The following is a 16,487-nucleotide window of genomic DNA, read 5'->3' as shown; positions in this document are numbered from 1 at the left end:
TGTTGCCAAAAGCACCTCGCTGCGCCACGGGAAACGGCGGCGAGCTCTCGCGCCGGCCCGCCCGCGGCGGTCTCGTGCTTTATGCAGGGCGGGAGCGGCCGGACGGCCGCTGGACGCCGTGCCTCGACAGCACCTCACGGACGCGATCCAGCGGAATGGCGTCCACGGTGCGGCCGCTCCCCGTGGTGGTCTCGGCCGTGAAGAGCGAGTTGTAGATGGCCTCCTCCGTCGCCTCGATCACGGCCTGAAAGAGGGCGGACGTCTCCTGGTTCGAGAGCTCCGTGATCGCGAGCCGCTTCGCGCCCGAGCGGCGCCGCACCGAGGCGCTCGTCGAGAAGGCGATCGCATAGTCCCCCGAGCCGTTCGCGCCGGAGGATCCGGTGCGCGCGAGGCCCAGGATCGCGCGGGCAGCGAGTCGCCCGAGGTTGCGATCCGACAGCGGCGCGTCCGTCGCGACGAGGATGAGGATGGAGCCGTCCCCCGCCGCCGCCTCGACCTGCGACCGGAAAGCGTACCGGCCGAGCTCCTCGCCGACGGGCGCCCCCATCACCTGCAGCACGCCGCCGAAGTTCGACTGGACGAGCACGCCGACGCAGGCCCCGCCGAGCGACGCCGGCAGCGCCCGCGAGGCGGTGCCGATCCCCCCCTTCCATCCGAACGCGACGGTGCCCGTGCCCGCGCCGACGCACCCCTCCGGCGTGGGCCCCTCCCGCGCCGAGCCCAGCGCCGCGCGCACGTGCTCGGCGGTGATCGGGCGGAGCCGGACCGCGTTGAGCACGCCGTCGTTGGTCTCGCCGACGACCGGGTTGAGCGAGCGCACCTCCTCCATGCCCGGCTGAGCCAGCATCCATTCGACGAGCGCGTCGGCGGCCCGGAACGCGCAAAGCGTGGTCGTGAGGAGAATGGGAGTCTCCAGCTCACCCAGCTCGCGGACCTGGGTCGCGCCGACGAGCTTGCCAAACCCGTTGCCCACGTGGATCGCCCCGGGGACGCGGTCGAGGTAGAGGTTCCCCCCGTGGGGGAACACGGCGGTGACGCCGGTGCGGATCGCGTCTCCCTCGATCACCGTGGCGTGCCCGACGCGCACGCCGCCCACGTCGGTGATCGCGTTCAGCGGGCCCGGATCGAAGATGCCAGGCGCGACGCCGAGATCACGCGCGCGCACGGCGCCTCCCGCGCGCTCCGTGGATCCGGGCGCGAACGGCGCGCTGCCCGCCTCGTCCGGGCAGCGGGCGATCGGGCAGCGGCAGGGCGAGGCAGCCAGGCGCGACGTGCGGCCCGGTGGCGGGACACGGCCGAGAGAGGGTTTCGGCATCCATGGGGAGCGGCGGTATCAACCTCCGTGCCAGGCGCGTCGCATGCGGCCCGATCAGGGGCGCGCTCGGCGGTGCCCGGGCCGCACGGGATGGGCCGCGATCCGCGTGGCGGAAGGCTGGTGAGGCTGGGCGGGGAGCGCTGGGCGGCCGGGGGGAGATCGGGCGGGCGCTCGAGCGCGCCCGCGCCGCGCTACTTCGTCTGGATCCGGCGCGCGGGCAGGAGGCGCCGGAGCGAGGGCGCCTCGAAGGACACGAGCCGCCTGGCGAACGCGCCGATCGCCCGGTACTCCGCGTCCGCGATGAGCGCCAGCTCGACGCTGATCATGAATACTGCGAACGTTCCGAGCCCCATCATGACGGCGATGCCGGCGTGGAACAGGAACGCCGCGGCGAGCGAGAGCCTGCGTGTGTGCCGGTTCAGGGCGAACAGGAACGGGAAGCTGAGCTGGAACCCGACCGTCGCGTAGGTCAGCGCCGTCACCACCGCCACGCTGCGGGAGAGGCTGTCGCTGTGGCCGGGCCACGTGAACTCGCCGACGCGGGTGATATAATACAGGGCCGTCCCGTTCTGCCACAGCTCCCCCTGCACCTTGTAGAGCCCCGCGACCCCGTAGACCAGGCACACCTGGACGGCGCAGGCGAGGATCGCGGCGTTGTGGAGCATCCCCTTGATCCGCTGGAGCTCCCCGCCGCGCTCCCGCTGCGCGCGGAGGCGATCGGCGTCGAGCGAGAAGTACGCGCCGAGCTCGGCGAAGATGCCGTACAGCAGCGCGAGCCGGACGAGGTTGTCGCCGCCGTCGAGCAGGACGGGGTTCCGCTGATGCAACGACCAGAGCCCGACATAGGTGAGCAGCGACATGAGCCGCGTGCGGAAGCCGATCACCCATAGCGCCGTGAACAGCATGGCGAGGTGGAAGACGACCTCGAAGTAGAGCGGCGACCTGCTGAACAGGTAAATCGAGAACGCGCCGGTGCTGTGGGCCTCCTCGAGCGACCGCGCGAAGGGCCACACCCCCTCGGGGCCGTAGAGGTAATGGCGCTGGAAGTAGTTGGCCAGGTAGAGGTGGAGGATGGTCAACCCGGCGACGATCCGGAAGAGGCTGGCCCCGATGAGACAGCGCTCGCGGCTCGTGAGCTCCACGATGCGGTGCCAGCGTGCGTTCAGCTTGCTCAGCATGGCGTCACCTCTCCTCCGCGGCCGCCGCCCGGAGGGCCACGGGCGTCGGGCGTCTGTCCTCGGTCGTCGCGTCCAGCGGCGCCACCGGTCGATGGGGAGCCCAGTCGAAATCATAGTACGTCATTTCACCCTTCGAGTCGGGCAGGTCGCGCCGGGAGAAGCGCGGGAATTTCAGCACCGCCAGGCGGAGCCGCACCGCCGCGGTGCGGCTCGGCCCGTACAGGCTGTCACAGTGCGCGGAGCCGGCCCGCTCCAGGACGGTCTTGCCGAGCTGAAAGCCGGCGTCCTGCTCCTTCTTCACCTCGTCCTTGAGCATGTTGACCACCTGCTCTTCGTGGGCCTCCGCGCCGCCTCCGCCCGCCTGCGCGCGGGTGCGATGTTGATCGAGCTTCTTCGCCATCTGAAGCGACGTCGGATCGACGGTGTAGATCATGCGCGCCGCGCCCGTCACCGATCGTCCGAGGCGCGTCGCGGGGCCGAGTCGGTTCTCCAGGTGGGATTCCCAGTAGGGGGTCGTGATATCGGTCCACCCGGTCTCGGTCGTGCTCCCGTCCGGCTCGTGCAGGCGGCAGGCGACCATCACGAGGCGCGTGTCGGTGATGGGATCGGGGGCGAAGAGGTGCCAGTTCTGCTCGAAGAACGGGTTCATGTACCCGCTGATGAGCCGCGCGAAGCGGAGCTGGAGCGGGTTCTGCGGCGTCAGGTAGGCCAGCGTCATCGCGAAATGAAAGCAGAGCGCCGCGGCCAGCAGCGCGGGCGCGGACGTCGAGAGCACACGGAGTAAACGGCGCATGGTTTCGTCCATCCCGGGTTCGGGGTCGTCGGAGAGGAGGCCGCGCGCGGCCTCCGTGGATGCTCCGGCCCCAGCGGGCCGGCCGGGGCCGCCTGTGGCCGCCGGGGTGCGGAGTGGGGCGGAGCCCCGAGGAAACCAGCCAGGTCCGCCCGCGCGAAGCCGCCGCGAAGCGGCGCAGAGGTCCGGCCATTCCTGGCCGGACCTCTGGCCGGTGGAACTAGTTGTCGAAGAGGATGTCGGCTTGACCGGACGCCGGCGCGTCGTTCATCGCGATCCTCCTCCAGCCTCCATAGCCCCGGCCGTGGCCGCGGCCATGGAAGCCCCCTGCGTTGGCCGTCGCGACACCGACGTTCCCGTACCCGCCGGCCTGGGCGACCGACGACTGGGCGACGGACCCCGAGGTCCCGATGGCGATGCCCGCGATGCCGATGTTCGTCGAGGTGGCCACGTTGGCCCCAGGGAACCCGCTGTAGTACGCCACCTTCTCGGGGATCCCGGCGCTCGCGTCGGCGTCGAGGACCGAGCGACCCTTCAGGCTCGATGTGGCGGGCGTCGCCGCCTGCGCCATCGCCACGCCGACGAACAACGACAACCCAGCGACCGCGGTGATGATCTTTCGTGTCATGTTCTTCCTCTTTCGTTCGATCTCGTGATGGTTGATGGTCAGAGAGGCCAGACATGCCAGCTGCGTTTGCCGACCGCGCGGAGCCGCTGCGTTCGAGCAGCTCCACCGGGCTCGGTGCATCAAGCCAGCTCGCGGGTCATGTGCCCCTGTGTGCTGCCTGCGGTCCGACGCAAGAGCACCCGTCGTGCCAGCCGCGTTCTCCGCTGGCCCAGCGCGCGCCGCGCCCTCTCGCCGCGCCGACGTGAGGCCGCGGCCGCTCGGCGGCGCGCTCCGCCCGCGGCCGGCTTGCGTGTTCGAGCAAACCATCGCGCGCAACCCTTTGCTCGGATTGTCGCGTTCGAAGCGACGATGTCGCCGCGCGCGGTGATGATGCGGCAGGACAGGCGAGCTCAACCCGGGCAGCTGGGCTGGCGGCGCCGTCCGAACATCGCGGACACACGCGGGGCAGCGCTCCCGTACCCGCCGCGGCGCCGCGAGCTCGGCCGCCGGCCGCGCCATTCGGCACGCCGCGTGCCTAGGCCCCTGGCAATCAATGATGCCCATTCATGGAAGCATCGCTGACCAGGAGGAGTGAAGATGCGCGGTACGCTGTTGTCGGTGTTCGTGTTGTCGATGCTGCCCGCTTCCACGGCGCTCTGGAGGAGCGCGGCCGCGGGGGCGGTGGACGGCAGAGCGGGGGCGCTGGTCGAGGCCAATGATCCTGATCCTTCGCAGCCCAGCGACGCCGATGTCGCGGCGGGCGTCGAGGGGGACTCGATCGCCTCGTGCGTCGCCACCTGCCCGAAGGGCGATAAGGTCGTCACGTGTCCTGATGGAGTGTGTCAGTGCCACTGTGACGATGACGGTCGCCCGGTCTGTAAATGCGAATGAGCGCGCGCCGAAGGCGCGTTCGTGGCGAGGTGTAGAGTCGTGATACGGACTCATCCGCCAGGCAGGCGAGCGAGGCGTACGGAGGTGCGCCGCAGCGAGTCGAACGACGCGGATGAGCCCGTAGCGCACGAGAGCGCACGAAGGCGAGCGCGAGCAGGGGCCGGCGGCGCTCGGCTCCTACGAGCCGCCCCTCTTCTGGTACGTGCCGACGAGCTCGACGCGCGCGAGGACGTGTCCTTCCATCGCCTTCTCGAGCTCCACCTTCGTGAGCCCGCCTCGCGGGGGCAGCACCGTGTCGAGCGCATACAGCTTGAAGAAATAGCGGTGCTTGCCGCTCGGCGGGCACGGACCGCCGTAACCGGCGCGCTTCCAGTCGTTCCTTCCCTCGAGCGTGCCCGTCGGCAGATCGGCCTTGCGCGCGCCCTCGGGCAGGCCGCCGGCGTCGGGCGGGATGTTGTAGAGCACCCAGTGGACCCACGTCGTCTTGGGGGCGCGTGGATCGGGCGCGTCCGGGTCGTCGACGATGAGCGCAAGGCTCCTCGTGCCGCCGGGGACACCCGACCAGGAGAGCGCGGGCGGCACGTCCTTCCCCTCGCAGGTGTGCACGATCGGGATCACGTCGCCATGGTGGAAATCGGGAGATTGTAACGAGAGCATCGTTCACCTCGCCCAGCGCGCTTTGCACCGCGCGCGCCATGCCGCCGGCGTCACACGCCGGAAGGGTAGGTCTCCGGCGGCTCCTTCTCGGCCCGCGGCGCGAGGTGCAGCGGCCGGACGGCCTGTGACTCGTCCACGAAGACGAGCGCGTCGTAGCGGCGCGGCAGCACCGTCGGCACGTAGTTCCCGTACCCCTCGTACTCGGGGTGGTAGACGACGCCGACGGCGCGGTGGCCGCGCCAGGCCAGCGACTCCTCCGGCAGCCGCCCCGGCTCGAAGATCAGCAGCTGATCCCGGTCGCCCGCCTGGTGCAGCAGGTCCTCCCAGCTCCCAGGCCGCCCGCTCGGCAAGCGCATCACCTCCATCGGCGCGTCCCACGCCCGGGCGGCGATCACCGTGCCGCGGTGGGCGCCGAAGGCGACAAGCGCGACGCGCTCCTCCCCGTGGCGCTCGCGGGCGAGCTGGCCGAGGTTCACCTCGCCCCGCTCCGCCATGTCGGTGAAGCGCGCGTCGCCGATGTGCGTGTTGTGCGCCCAGACGATCGCGCGGCCGCGCGGGCCGTGATGCTCGAGCAGCCGATCGAGCGTCTCGGCCATGTGCCGATCGCGGACGTTCCACGACGCCGCGTCGCTGCGCACCATCGCCCGGTAGTAGGCCTCGGCGTTCTTGACCACGAGCGCGTTCTGCTCGGCGACGAAGTGCCCGTCGCGCCCGTCGGCGCCGTGCTCCGGCGCTCTCTTGCGCACCTCGGAGAGCAGCTTGACGACCTCCGCCTGGCACGACTCCGGCACGAGCACCGTCGCCCGGGCGTACTCCTGGGCATCGTCGGCATACGGCTCGAAGCAGCGCACCGCGCGCCGCGCGGCCGGCAGCGCGTCGGGGGCCGCCCCCTCCAGGTAGCGCATGACCTCGCGGAGCGAGTCCCAGAGGCTGTAGACGTCGAGCCCGTAGAAGCCGACCCGCTGCTCCTCGGGGCGACCCTCGTTGTGCCTGCGCAGCCACTCGACGAGGTCGGCGACCTCCTCGTTGGCCCACATCCAGGTCGGCCAGCGATCGAAGGCGCGCAGCACCGCGCGGGCGCTGCTCCCCGCGTCCGCGTAGCCCTTCACATAGCGGTTGACGCGGTAGCAATCGGGCCAGTCGCCCTCGACGGCGATGAAGGACGCGCCCGCTTCGACGACGAGCCGCCTGGAGAGCGCTGCGCGCCACGTGTAGAACTCGCGCGTCCCGTGCGTCGCCTCGCCCAGGAGCGCGCAGCGCGCGCCGCCGACGCGCTCGATCAAGGGGTCGAGATCGGCCGTGGAGCGCAGCGGCCGAGCCAGCGCGCGGAGCGCGGCCAGGAGGTCGGGCGTCGCGCGCGTGCCGGGCTCGATGAGGCGTCGCAGTCGAGCCATGATGGGATCTCCTGGGGCACCGCGGCGGAACGGCAAGCGCGCGCGGGGTAAGGGCGAGCGTGCAGGCCGCCTGGCGGCGGAGGAAGGGCCGCCCGATGCCGCTGAGCCCGTGCCTCCGCGGGCACATCGCCGCCGGAGTCCGGTTCGCCCTCCGGCGACGAGCAGACGACCAGAAGCTGCATCGACGCGACGCGACGAGAAAAGTCTCGCTGACGAGCGTCGCTTCCTCGGATGTCCCGCAGGTGCGAGCTCTCGCGAGGTGTTCCCGGAGACGATCCGGATCACATCGACTACAAACTTGTCGAACATTTGCATCCTGACCAAACGCTGCGCGCTCCGGTCGTACGATTCCCAGCGATAAGCGTGATCGAACTGCCCTCCGCTGGGAATGGGCATCTGGTGATGTCGTTCCGGCCAGCCTTCTCCAGATCTCTCCCGCCAACGGCCATCCTCCCCTGTTCGTCGCGTGCGGCCCCAGCGACAGCCCCGAGATCACCGGCTCCGAGGCTCTTCCCTCCGGACCCGGCTGGACCGGAGGCGTCTTCCGGGAAGAACTTCTCCTCATCGAGCGACGTCCGCCCACCGCAGGCGACTGCAGAGAACCCAGCGAGGAAGCGAAGAGCTCGAGCGGAGCGCAGAGCCAGATCCGGGACTGGCTCCCCCAAGCCCCGGGAGCGCCGTTCTCATAGCTCAACTGACGGGCCTTCGGCTTGACGGTGATCGACTCGCACCGCGCCCTGGAACTTCTCGTTCACGTGCCATTGGCATAGTCAGTGCGCAAATTCGCACACGTTACGAAAGCAGCGTCACCAACGCGAAAAACGCACAAACTTCCCTATCGTCTGCTATAGATACGGCGGTTTGCCCGCGTGTCACGTGCTACGTGTCAAGGACCGCGTGTCGCATTCCGCCACTGCACTCGAAACATGGAGGCCTTCATGTCTGTCCGTTCTCGTGCCTCGCGCAAATTAGCCGCTCTCGCGATCCCCGCCCTCGCCCTCTTGAACTTCCCTGGCTGCGCTTCAGAAGTAGGAACCGGCGGTGCCGGGGGAGATGCCTCGGGCTCAGGCGGCGGGACACCGAGCGGGAGCGGGGGGGTCACCACGGGTGCAGGCCCCGCGACCAGCGGTGCTTCCACGACCAGCGGAGGCGCCAGTACGGGCGGCGGCGCCGCGACGAGCGGAGCCGGCACGGGCGGCTCCCCGACTGGCGCAACCAGCGGGACTGGCGGGGCCAGCGCGACCAGCGGGACTGGCGGCGGCGAATTCACTTGTGTCCTGCCCACTTTGCCTGAGCCGAGTGGTCTGACCGAGGTAAACCGGAAACTCCCGGATCCGTTTACGTTCTTCAACGGAACGAAGGTCACGACCAAAGAGCAGTGGGAGTGCCGCCGCAAGGAAATCCTGGCAATGGCGGCCAAGTACCTTTACGGTCCGGTTCCCCCCGAGCCGGATGAGGTGACCGGAACCGTATCCGGAGGTACCGTCTCAATCACCGCCAAGGCAGGTGGAAAGACAGAGACCTTCTCGGCGAGCATCAGCGGATCCGGCAGCGTGATCGCTCTCAAGTTGTCGGGTGGGATCTTCCCGTCAGGTCATAAAACGCTGTCGTTTGGAAGCGGCTTTGAAGGCAAGATACGAAATCTTTTCGGCTTGTCCGAGGTCAACACCAACATCGCCAACGGGTGGATGATTGACCGGGTGATGGACGTGCTGGAGCAGAACCCGGGCAGCGGGCACGATCCCACGAAGGTGATGGTGTCGGGATGCTCCGGGTGTGGAAAAGGTGCTTACCTGGCGGGTGTCTTCAGTCGTGCACCGGTGGTTGTCATCGTGGAGTCGGGCGGTGGTGGTGTAGCCAACCTGCGCCAGGCAGAGTGGTTCAGGCACGGTGAAGGTGGTTCTGTCTGGCAGTGCAAGGATGCCAAGCCTCAGAGCATCGACAACCTCGAGGACAGCGGTATCTGCGGACCCTGGGTGACCAGCGCGGCCCGCTGGCTCCGAAACGATCCCTCGAAGGTGTACAACCTCCCCTTCGATACGCATATGCTCTTGGCGACCATCGCGCCACGGCATCTGGTGCACTTCACGAATGCCAATGGCAAGGACTCATGGTGTCACCTGGGCGGGACCTGTGAGGCGCTCTCCGCATGGGCGGCAAAGCCGGTGTGGAAGGCGCTCGGCGTCCCGGAGCGCATGGGTTTTCAGATGTACAGCGCAAACCACTGCGGCGCCTCGAGCTCTCAGACCGCCCTTGCAGGCGAGATGTTCAAGCGAGCGTTCGATGGCAATACCAGCGCGAACACGGACGTGATGGGCATCCTGGACAATGGCGTTCAGCAGCCGGTCAGCGAATGGGAAGACATGTGGATTGACTGGGATATGGATACAGTACTGCAGTAGTGAGCCTGGTCACGAGAAGGCGCGGCCGGGCCGTTGTGCGAGGCCCTGCCGCGCCGGCGCGGCCGCCCCCGGTCCGTTGACCGGACGGGCGGGCTACCGATCCGATCAACGGACCGGCGCGACAGCGCGGAGACGAAGCTCGTTCACTCCCAGCCGGAGCTGCTGGCCGCGCCCAGGATCGCGCTCACGCCGTAGACCTGGCCGCCGCGCATCTTGAACATGTGCATGTCGGTGTTCCCCATGAACATGGTGAACCCGACCCCGATTCCCCTCTCGACGTCGGCGAAGATGAGACGAGGGGGAAGCGCGGGTGACCCCGAGCCCGGCTCGCCAGGATCGCAGCTCGCGCCGGCGCTGCACGTGAACGACCCGCCGCCGTTCTCGATGCGCTTGCAGTTGCTGACCGTGTTGCAGACGCCGCGCGGGAACATCCAGAAGTACTTCTCCATCCAGCCATCGAGCTCGTCCCGCGAGTTGCGCTCGCTCTCCGGAACGGGCTCCTCCCACTCGACGGTATCCCCGCTCGCGATGATGGCGCCGGTGTTCGAGGCGAAATTTTGCCCGGAGACCTTGTAGTCCCCTGGTCGCACGGCGATGGTCTCGATCTCGGTGATCTCCTGGCCCTGGAGCTTGAGGCGAAGGGCGAGCGGGATGTCCATGCTGCCGTCCGGCACCACGGCCTGGCTCGCAGAGCTGCAGGTCTCGGTGTCGAGCGCGCTGTGAGCGTATTTGAGCGCTCCGGCGGTCTTCCAGAGCCCTTCTTGACCGAGCGCCAGGGCTTCGCCGTTCTCCGTGAATTTTACGTTGTCGGCGAGGGGCAGCGTCGACGGATCGTGCGCCGCGAGCGCTTCGAAATAGGCGTCGATCGTGCTCTTCAGGAGCTCGCGGGTACAGGCTGTGGAATTCCCACCTCCCCCTGTCCCGCTGGTCGCGCCGGTCGCGCTGTCGCCCCCGCCGCCAGTGGACGTTCCTCCGCCGCCGGTCCCACCGGCCGGCGAATCACCGGCTCCGCTGCTGCTCGTCGCGCCGACGCTCTCGGCGGTCGACGTCGTCCCCGTGCCGCCGCTGCCGCTCGTTTCCGGCGTAGACGGCGAGTTGGCGCCGTCTACGCCGCAGGCGATGAGCGCGAGCAACGGCAGACAGGCAGCGAGGGAGCGACGCACAGAGAGGATGGATATCACGCCATGGTCAGCCATGTCCTCGGCTACATCTCCCACGTCGGCACGTCAAGGCCGTCTTGCTCGCAGCGGCCGCGCGCATCTCTTCGATGGTTCGAGTGCTCCTCCGCGATAGAGAAAAATATCGTCACAACGTGTCCGTTACGCGCTGGCCCGGGCTTGCTCGCCGCCGCTGGACTGGCGCTTGCCGCTCCACGGGCGCGCGTGCTCGGCGCGTCCAGGAGGCAGGGCGCTGGACAGGAAATGCCCGGACCGCATCTGTGCCCGCGCCTGAGACGCAAGAGAGGGCGCGTAGGAGACGGTCTGCGGCTACAGGGGCGGCGCTGCGCGTGGCCGCCGCGATTCACACCATGGCCGCCTGTTCGCCTGGCATGGACCTGCACGAGGAACGTGGGGCGGACGAGCCCGCGGCGTCACCGGTGGGGGGCGCGACACCGAGGCTGGGCCGCGATCAGTGGGAGGCAGTCCGCCTGAACGACTTCGATGCCGACGGCATGGGGGACATACTCTGGAGCTGCAAGGAGCAGAACCTGATCGCGATCTGGCGGATGGAGGGGAACCGGCTCCTGTCGCCGGGACCGGTGATCCCGGGGCCGCTCGGCCGCGGCTGGGAATTGCGCCCCGGCGCCGACGCGAACTTCGACAGCATGGCGGACGTCCTCTGGTACACCGTCGGAACGAACCAGGCGGCGGTCTGGCTGATGGACGGACCGCAGCTGCTCGCTCCCGGGCCGGTGATCCTGGGGCCGTACGACGGCGGGTGACGCGGCGCCGTCGCGCTCCGAGGCTCGCGACGGCTCGCGCGGCTCGATGCCACCGCTTGTTCTCAACGCGCGACGGCGGCATTCCGGCGCGGACGGAGGTAATAAAGGTCGTTGCAGGTCGCCATCGCCTCGAGCGCCGTTGCGGGCTTGACGCTCCCGAGACGTTTCGATTTCCTCCGTTCTCATGAACGGTGTGAATTCAGCTGCAGGAACTGCCGGAGAAGGCGCAAGAATCCGACGGCCGGCTCGATCGTGGCTTGACCGGCTGACGTCGATGGCCGCGGTGTTGTTGCTCGTCGCGTGCGGTTCGGGCGATGGGAACAGCGCCAGCGCGGGCGATGGGGCCACGGGGGGCCCGGGCGGCGCAACGAGCGGGGCGTCTCACGGTCCGTCGGGAGGTCTGGGCGGAGGCGGCGACGGCGGCGGGGCGGGGGAGGGCGGCTCGGGCGGAGACTCGGACCCTGGCGCGACGTCGGGCGCTTCTGCCGGGGGCGCAGGGGGGGCCGGAGAGGGCGGCGCTGGAGATTGCGAGAGCGGCCCGGAGGCGCTCGAGGGCAGCGTCCATCAAGGCGATCTGCTCATCGCTTCGGACGCGGACGCCCTCGCGGCGCGCGCTTACTCCACGATCAACGGCACGATCTCGGTCAGCCCCGACTTCGCCGGAACGCTCGACTTGCCCAGCTTGCTCGACGTGGGCGGTATCCGGGCCGAGGGCAGCGCCTCGAGCGGGGAGCTGGTCACGGCGCAGATCAAGGCGATCCGCATGCCGAACCTGGTGCGTGTTCGCGGTACGTTGTGGATCTATCTGGCGTTCGAGCTGCGGGAAGCCGACTTTCGCAAGCTCGAGGCCGTCGACGAGCGGCTCTGGATCCATCGAAACACGGAGCTCGCGACGCTGCGGCTCGATGCCTTGCGCAGCGTAGGCGAGGACGTACAGATCACCGACAACTTCAAGCTCCCGGCATGCGGCCTCGAGATGATCGAAGCCAGCCTGCGCGCGGTCGGCACCAGCAGCATGAACATCTCCGGAGGCCTCCAGGAGACCGGCTGTGAATGCAGGCTCGTCTGCGGACAGGGGCTCTGCTTGTAACGAGCGCCGGTCCGTGGCCGAGTCGAGGAGGTGAGCCATCGGACAGGGCAGGTCTCCCTGCCGGCAGCTTCGGGGCGTCGATCCGCGCGGCGCAGCGGACCATCGCGACAGCGCCCCCATCGAGGCCTCGTGCGCGGCGTCCATCCGGTCTATGCTGCGACCAGCACGCCAGGTCGTCGTGCTGGTTCGCTCGAGCGATGGGTATGGAGTCAACCCGGCCCTCATCATGAGGCAGGTGCGCGCGTTCTTTCGATCCGTGTGGTCCGAGCCACGAGCGCCGCACCCCCCTCGACGCGTCCGGATGGATTGGGTGCTCCTGGCCGCGTTCGCCGCGCTCGGGTCGCTCGAGGTCGCGATCCGGCGCGACCTGCCGTGGCGGATCGCTTCGCTGGCCCTTTGCATCGGGCTCTTGCCGACGCTGCTCTGGCGGAGGACCAGGCCGCTGCGGATGGTCGTGATCGCGTTCGGCCTCCTCATCGCGAACCAGCTCGCCGTGATGGCGACCGGCAGCGCGTCGCCGGGGCTCTACGCGATGGTCTACATGGTGCTGCTGCCCTATTCGTTGTTCCGGTGGGGTACGGGGCGTGAAGCGATGATCGGGCTGCCGATCATGGTGACCTCGGCGGCGGTCGACATGATCCGTTCTCATGCCAGGACCGGCGATGTCATCGGGGGCTACGCCGTCCTGGTCTCCACGATGGCGCTCGGCGCGGCCGTGCGCTACCGGGATGGCGTGCGCCTGCGAGAGCTCGATGAAGCCAAGCTGGCCGAGCGAGAGCGGATCGCCCGCGACCTGCACGACACCGTCGCCCACCATGTATCGGCGATCGCGATCCGCGCGCAGGCTGGCCTGGTCGCCGCGTCGGCTCGCCCCGAGGCTCCCGTCGACGCGCTCCGCGTGATCGCGGACGAGGCGTCTCGCGCCCTCGGCGAGATGCGCGCGATGGTCCGGCTCCTGCGTCGCGGCGAGTCGGCCGAGCTCGCGCCGAGCCCGCGGGTCGCCGATCTCGGACGGCTCGCGGGCGCGTCCGCCACAGGGGCCTCCGTCGAGGTGAAGTTGACCGGGAGCTTCGATGACCTGCCATCGTCGGTCTCCGCCGCGATCTTTCGCCTCGCGCAGGAGGCGATCACCAACGCTCGCCGGCACGCTCGCCACGCGACCCGGATCGACGTGGAGGTCACGGCCGACGAGGAGTCCGTGCGCTTGCGCGTCACCGACGACGGCCAGGGGGCCCACGCCGGCCATTCCACGTCGGCGGGATACGGGTTGGTCGGCATGATCGAACGAGCGACGCTGCTCGGCGGTACGTGCCACGCGGGCCCGGGCCCGCGGCGCGGCTGGACGGTGACGGCCGTGCTGCCTCGGAATGGACGGACAACATGAGCATTCGCGTCATCGTCGCCGACGATCAAGAGATCGTCCGCACCGGGCTCACCATCCTCCTCGACGCCCAGCCTGACATCGAGGTCGTGGGCGTCGCCGACGACGGACACAAGGCCGTCGAGCTGGCGCTCGCCCTCCGCCCCGACGTGTGCCTGTTCGACATCCGCATGCCCGGGATCGACGGCATCGAAGCTACCCGACGGCTCGCCGGCCCGACCGTCGACCGTCCCCTGGCGGTCGTGGTGATCACCACCTTCGATCATGACGACTACGTGGTTTCTGCCCTCAAGGCCGGCGCCCGCGGCTTCTTGCTGAAAGACGCCGGTCCCGAGCTGCTCGCGCAGGCCATCCGCGCCGCGGCGAGCGGCGACGCCTTGATCGCGCCGCGTGTCACCGCCCGCCTGCTCTCCTCGTTCGCGGCCTCTCGCCCCCAGCTGCCACGAGCGCAGCCCGGGGAGGCCCTCACCGCCCGCGAGGAGGAGGTCCTCCTCATCGTGGCCCGCGGTCGAACCAACGCCGAGATCGCCGACGAGCTCCACATCAGCCTGAGCACCGTCAAGGCGCACATCGCCAGCCTCATGACCAAGCTCGGCGCGCGCAACCGGGTCGAGATCGCCATCTGGGCCTACGAGACAGGTCGCGTCCGCGACTGATCCGTCGGCCCGGGCCAGGTGGCGGTGCACCTGGCCGAAAGTACGATCGCCGCGTCGGGCAATCGGCCGACCCGGATCCGCCATTTGCGCCAATTGCGAGGCGACGAGGGCCGTCCCTAGCTTGGCGGCATGACGAACGAGAGCACCATGACCCCCTCGGCGAAGCGAGACTGGCTCGTACCCGCGCTTCTGCTCGGCCTCAGCGCGGTCCCCGTGGTGGCCGGCGCCTTCCGCCTGGCCGAGCTGAGCGTCGGCGCCAAGATCACCCCGGACAACGCCCGCTTCTTCGCTGCGCCCGTTTCCATTTTGCTGCACATTTTCAGTGTCAGCGTGTTCTCGATCCTGGGTGCGTTCCAGTTCTCCTCGGGCTTTCGCCGCCGGAGGCCTCGCTGGCATCGCGCGGCGGGGTGGGCCGTGGCCCCATCAGGGCTCGTCGCTGCCGCCTCGGGTCTGTGGATGCAGGCGTCTTACGAGCTCCCCAGGGGGGACGGCGACGCCCTCGCCGTTCTCCGGGTGCTGTTCGGCTCTGCCATGTTCATGTCGCTCGTGCTCGGTCTTGTCGCCATCTCGCGGCGCGACTTCGTCCGTCACGGCGCCTGGATGCTGCGCGGCTACGCGATCGGCCTGGGCGCGGGGACTCAGGTGCTGACCCACGTGCCGTGGGTGCTGCTCTTCGGCGCGCCGGGCGAGGGCGCCAGAGCGCTCCTGATGGGCGCCGGCTGGGTGATCAACGTCGCCGTCGCGGAGTGGATCATCCGCAGGAGAGCTACATCTCCTCGGAAAGAAAAACAGCCGGGCGCGCAGCGGCGCCCGGCTGTCGTTCCCTCGATCGCTCGGCTTATCGGATCCAGCGATTGATGATGTTTTCGTACAGCTCTTGCTGACCGCTCGTGAGCTTGACCTCGCCGCCGGCGTTGCCGATCTCGGCCAGCTGCTCGAGCGTCAGCTTGCCCTGCTCGAACTCGGCGCCCTTGCCGCCGTCGAAGGACGCGTAACGCGCCTTGCGCATCGCCTCGAGCGGCGACTTGCGGATCAGGTCATCGGCGATGAGGAGCGAGCGGGCGAACACATCCATGCCGCCGATGTGCCCGTGGAAGGTGTCGATGAGATCGCTCGAGTTGCGGCGGCGCTTGGCGTCGAAGTTGACGCCGCCGCCCTGGAACCCACCGCTGCGGAGCAGGATGAGCATCATCTCGACCGTCTCGTTGATGTTGTAGGGGAACTGATCGGTGTCCCACGCGTTCTGGTAGTCGCCGCGGTTGGCGTCGATGCTGCCGAGCATGCCGTTGTCCGCGGCAACCTGCATCTCGTGGTCCATGGTGTGGCCGGCGAGCGTCGCGTGGTTCGTCTCGAGGTTGAGCTTGAAGTCCTTGTCCAGGCCGTGCTGGCGCAGGAACCCGATCACGGTCTCGGCGTCGAAGTCGTACTGGTGCTTGGAGGGCTCCATCGGCTTGGGCTCGATGAAGAAGACACCCTTGAAGCCGCGCGCGCGGGCGTAGTCGCGGGCGATGGTCAAGAAGCGAGCGAAGTGCGCCTTCTCGCGCTTCATGTCCGTGTTCAGCAGGCTCATGTACCCTTCGCGGCCGCCCCAGAACACGTAGTTCTCACCGTTCAGCGCGATGGTCGCGTCGAGCGCGTCCTTGAGCTGGGCGCCGGCGTAGGCCAGCACGGAGAAATCCGGGTTCGTGGAGGCGCCGTTCATGTAACGCGGGTTGGAGAACAGGTTCGCCGTGCCCCACAGCAGCTTGACGCCCGACTGCGCCTGCTTCTGCTTGGCGTACTCGACGATGCTCTGGAGGCGGCGCGACGTCTCGGCGCGGTTCTCGCCCTCCTCCACGAGGTCGATGTCGTGGAAACAGTAGTGCGTCGCGCCCAGCTTGGTGATGAACTCGAAGTTCGCGTCCATCTTCATGCGAGCGCGGGCCAGCGCGTCCTTGCCCTCGTCCCAGGGGAAGTTGATCGTCCCCGGACCGAACGGATCGTGCCCGCGCCCGCAGAACGTGTGCCAGTAACACACGGCAAACTTGAAGTGATCCTTCATGGCCTTGCCGGCGACGACGCGGTTGGCGTCGTACCACTTGAAGGCGAGCGGGTTGTCGGACTCGGGCCCCTCGTAGGGGATCTTGCCAACACCCGGGAAGTACTCTCTGTCTCCAGTGACAACGGTCATAAACGGATCTCCAG

Annotated in this window: 15 protein-coding genes; 7 read left to right on the top strand and 8 right to left on the bottom strand. The window is 69.0% G+C overall.

What is annotated here, in order from left to right:
* Positions 1 to 79: 79 nt before the first annotated feature.
* From WMF27_RS27035 to WMF27_RS27020, 4 genes are all read right to left on the bottom strand, one after another.
* The gene (locus tag WMF27_RS27035) at positions 80 to 1,165 is read right to left on the bottom strand and encodes a P1 family peptidase (protein WP_437765988.1); all 1,086 of its coding nucleotides are present in this window, start codon (positions 1,163 to 1,165) and stop codon (positions 80 to 82) included.
* A gap of 341 nt (positions 1,166 to 1,506) precedes the next feature.
* Positions 1,507 to 2,493, bottom strand: coding sequence for an HTTM domain-containing protein (locus WMF27_RS27030; protein ID WP_437765989.1), 987 nt, complete (start codon positions 2,491 to 2,493; stop codon positions 1,507 to 1,509).
* 4 nt (positions 2,494 to 2,497) lie between these two features.
* On the bottom strand, positions 2,498 to 3,286 hold the full coding sequence (locus WMF27_RS27025) for a DUF5819 family protein (protein WP_437765990.1): 789 nt from the start codon (positions 3,284 to 3,286) through the stop codon (positions 2,498 to 2,500).
* Between the two features lie 217 nt (positions 3,287 to 3,503).
* Entirely contained in the window at positions 3,504 to 3,911 is a 408-nt protein-coding gene (locus WMF27_RS27020; RefSeq protein ID WP_437765991.1) for a hypothetical protein, read from the bottom strand.
* A 576-nt stretch (positions 3,912 to 4,487) separates the two neighbouring features.
* Between WMF27_RS27020 and WMF27_RS27015 the strand changes: the two genes are divergently transcribed.
* The gene (locus tag WMF27_RS27015) at positions 4,488 to 4,781 is read left to right on the top strand and encodes a hypothetical protein (RefSeq protein ID WP_437765992.1); all 294 of its coding nucleotides are present in this window, start codon (positions 4,488 to 4,490) and stop codon (positions 4,779 to 4,781) included.
* 177 nt (positions 4,782 to 4,958) lie between these two features.
* Here WMF27_RS27015 and WMF27_RS27010 read toward each other — a convergent pair whose 3' ends face one another.
* On the bottom strand, positions 4,959 to 5,438 hold the full coding sequence (locus WMF27_RS27010) for a YbhB/YbcL family Raf kinase inhibitor-like protein (RefSeq protein WP_437765993.1): 480 nt from the start codon (positions 5,436 to 5,438) through the stop codon (positions 4,959 to 4,961).
* A gap of 50 nt (positions 5,439 to 5,488) precedes the next feature.
* Positions 5,489 to 6,832, bottom strand: a complete 1,344-nt coding sequence (locus WMF27_RS27005) for an erythromycin esterase family protein (protein WP_437765994.1) — start codon at positions 6,830 to 6,832, stop codon at positions 5,489 to 5,491.
* A 1,286-nt stretch (positions 6,833 to 8,118) separates the two neighbouring features.
* Here WMF27_RS27005 and WMF27_RS27000 point away from each other — a divergent pair.
* Positions 8,119 to 9,234: a glucuronyl esterase domain-containing protein gene (locus WMF27_RS27000; protein ID WP_437765995.1), complete on the top strand. Its 1,116-nt coding sequence runs from the start codon at positions 8,119 to 8,121 to the stop codon at positions 9,232 to 9,234.
* Between the two features lie 143 nt (positions 9,235 to 9,377).
* On the opposite strand, the gene WMF27_RS26995 is transcribed toward WMF27_RS27000, so the two are convergent.
* Positions 9,378 to 10,430 (bottom strand): hypothetical protein, encoded by a 1,053-nt coding sequence (locus WMF27_RS26995; protein WP_437943079.1) that lies wholly within the window; start codon positions 10,428 to 10,430, stop codon positions 9,378 to 9,380.
* A 332-nt stretch (positions 10,431 to 10,762) separates the two neighbouring features.
* Between WMF27_RS26995 and WMF27_RS26990 the strand changes: the two genes are divergently transcribed.
* The 5 genes from WMF27_RS26990 to WMF27_RS26970 all read left to right on the top strand — a co-directional run bounded on the left by WMF27_RS26990 (position 10,763) and on the right by WMF27_RS26970 (position 15,161).
* Positions 10,763 to 11,176: an FG-GAP repeat domain-containing protein gene (locus tag WMF27_RS26990; protein ID WP_437765997.1), complete on the top strand. Its 414-nt coding sequence runs from the start codon at positions 10,763 to 10,765 to the stop codon at positions 11,174 to 11,176.
* A 274-nt stretch (positions 11,177 to 11,450) separates the two neighbouring features.
* Entirely contained in the window at positions 11,451 to 12,266 is an 816-nt protein-coding gene (locus WMF27_RS26985) for a hypothetical protein (RefSeq protein WP_437765998.1), read from the top strand.
* A 226-nt stretch (positions 12,267 to 12,492) separates the two neighbouring features.
* Positions 12,493 to 13,650 (top strand): sensor histidine kinase, encoded by a 1,158-nt coding sequence (locus tag WMF27_RS26980; RefSeq protein WP_437769800.1) that lies wholly within the window; start codon positions 12,493 to 12,495, stop codon positions 13,648 to 13,650.
* Complete coding sequence (locus tag WMF27_RS26975; protein ID WP_437765999.1) at positions 13,647 to 14,303, top strand: response regulator; 657 nt, start codon at positions 13,647 to 13,649, stop codon at positions 14,301 to 14,303. The genes WMF27_RS26980 and WMF27_RS26975 overlap by 4 nt, the downstream gene beginning before the upstream one ends.
* A gap of 147 nt (positions 14,304 to 14,450) precedes the next feature.
* Entirely contained in the window at positions 14,451 to 15,161 is a 711-nt protein-coding gene (locus WMF27_RS26970) for a DUF2306 domain-containing protein (protein ID WP_437769801.1), read from the top strand.
* Here WMF27_RS26970 and xylA read toward each other — a convergent pair.
* Complete coding sequence (xylA, locus tag WMF27_RS26965) at positions 15,142 to 16,473, bottom strand: xylose isomerase (protein ID WP_437766000.1); 1,332 nt, start codon at positions 16,471 to 16,473, stop codon at positions 15,142 to 15,144. The genes WMF27_RS26970 and xylA overlap by 20 nt on opposite strands.
* Between the last annotated feature and the right edge of the window lie 14 nt (positions 16,474 to 16,487).

Origin of the sequence: Sorangium sp. So ce281 (genome assembly GCF_051527395.1) — a bacterium.
GTDB classification, from domain to species: domain Bacteria; phylum Myxococcota_A; class Polyangia; order Polyangiales; family Polyangiaceae; genus Sorangium; species Sorangium cellulosum_B.
The sequence above is the reverse complement of the archived record's forward strand: the minus strand, read 5'-3'. Positions and strand labels throughout refer to the sequence as shown.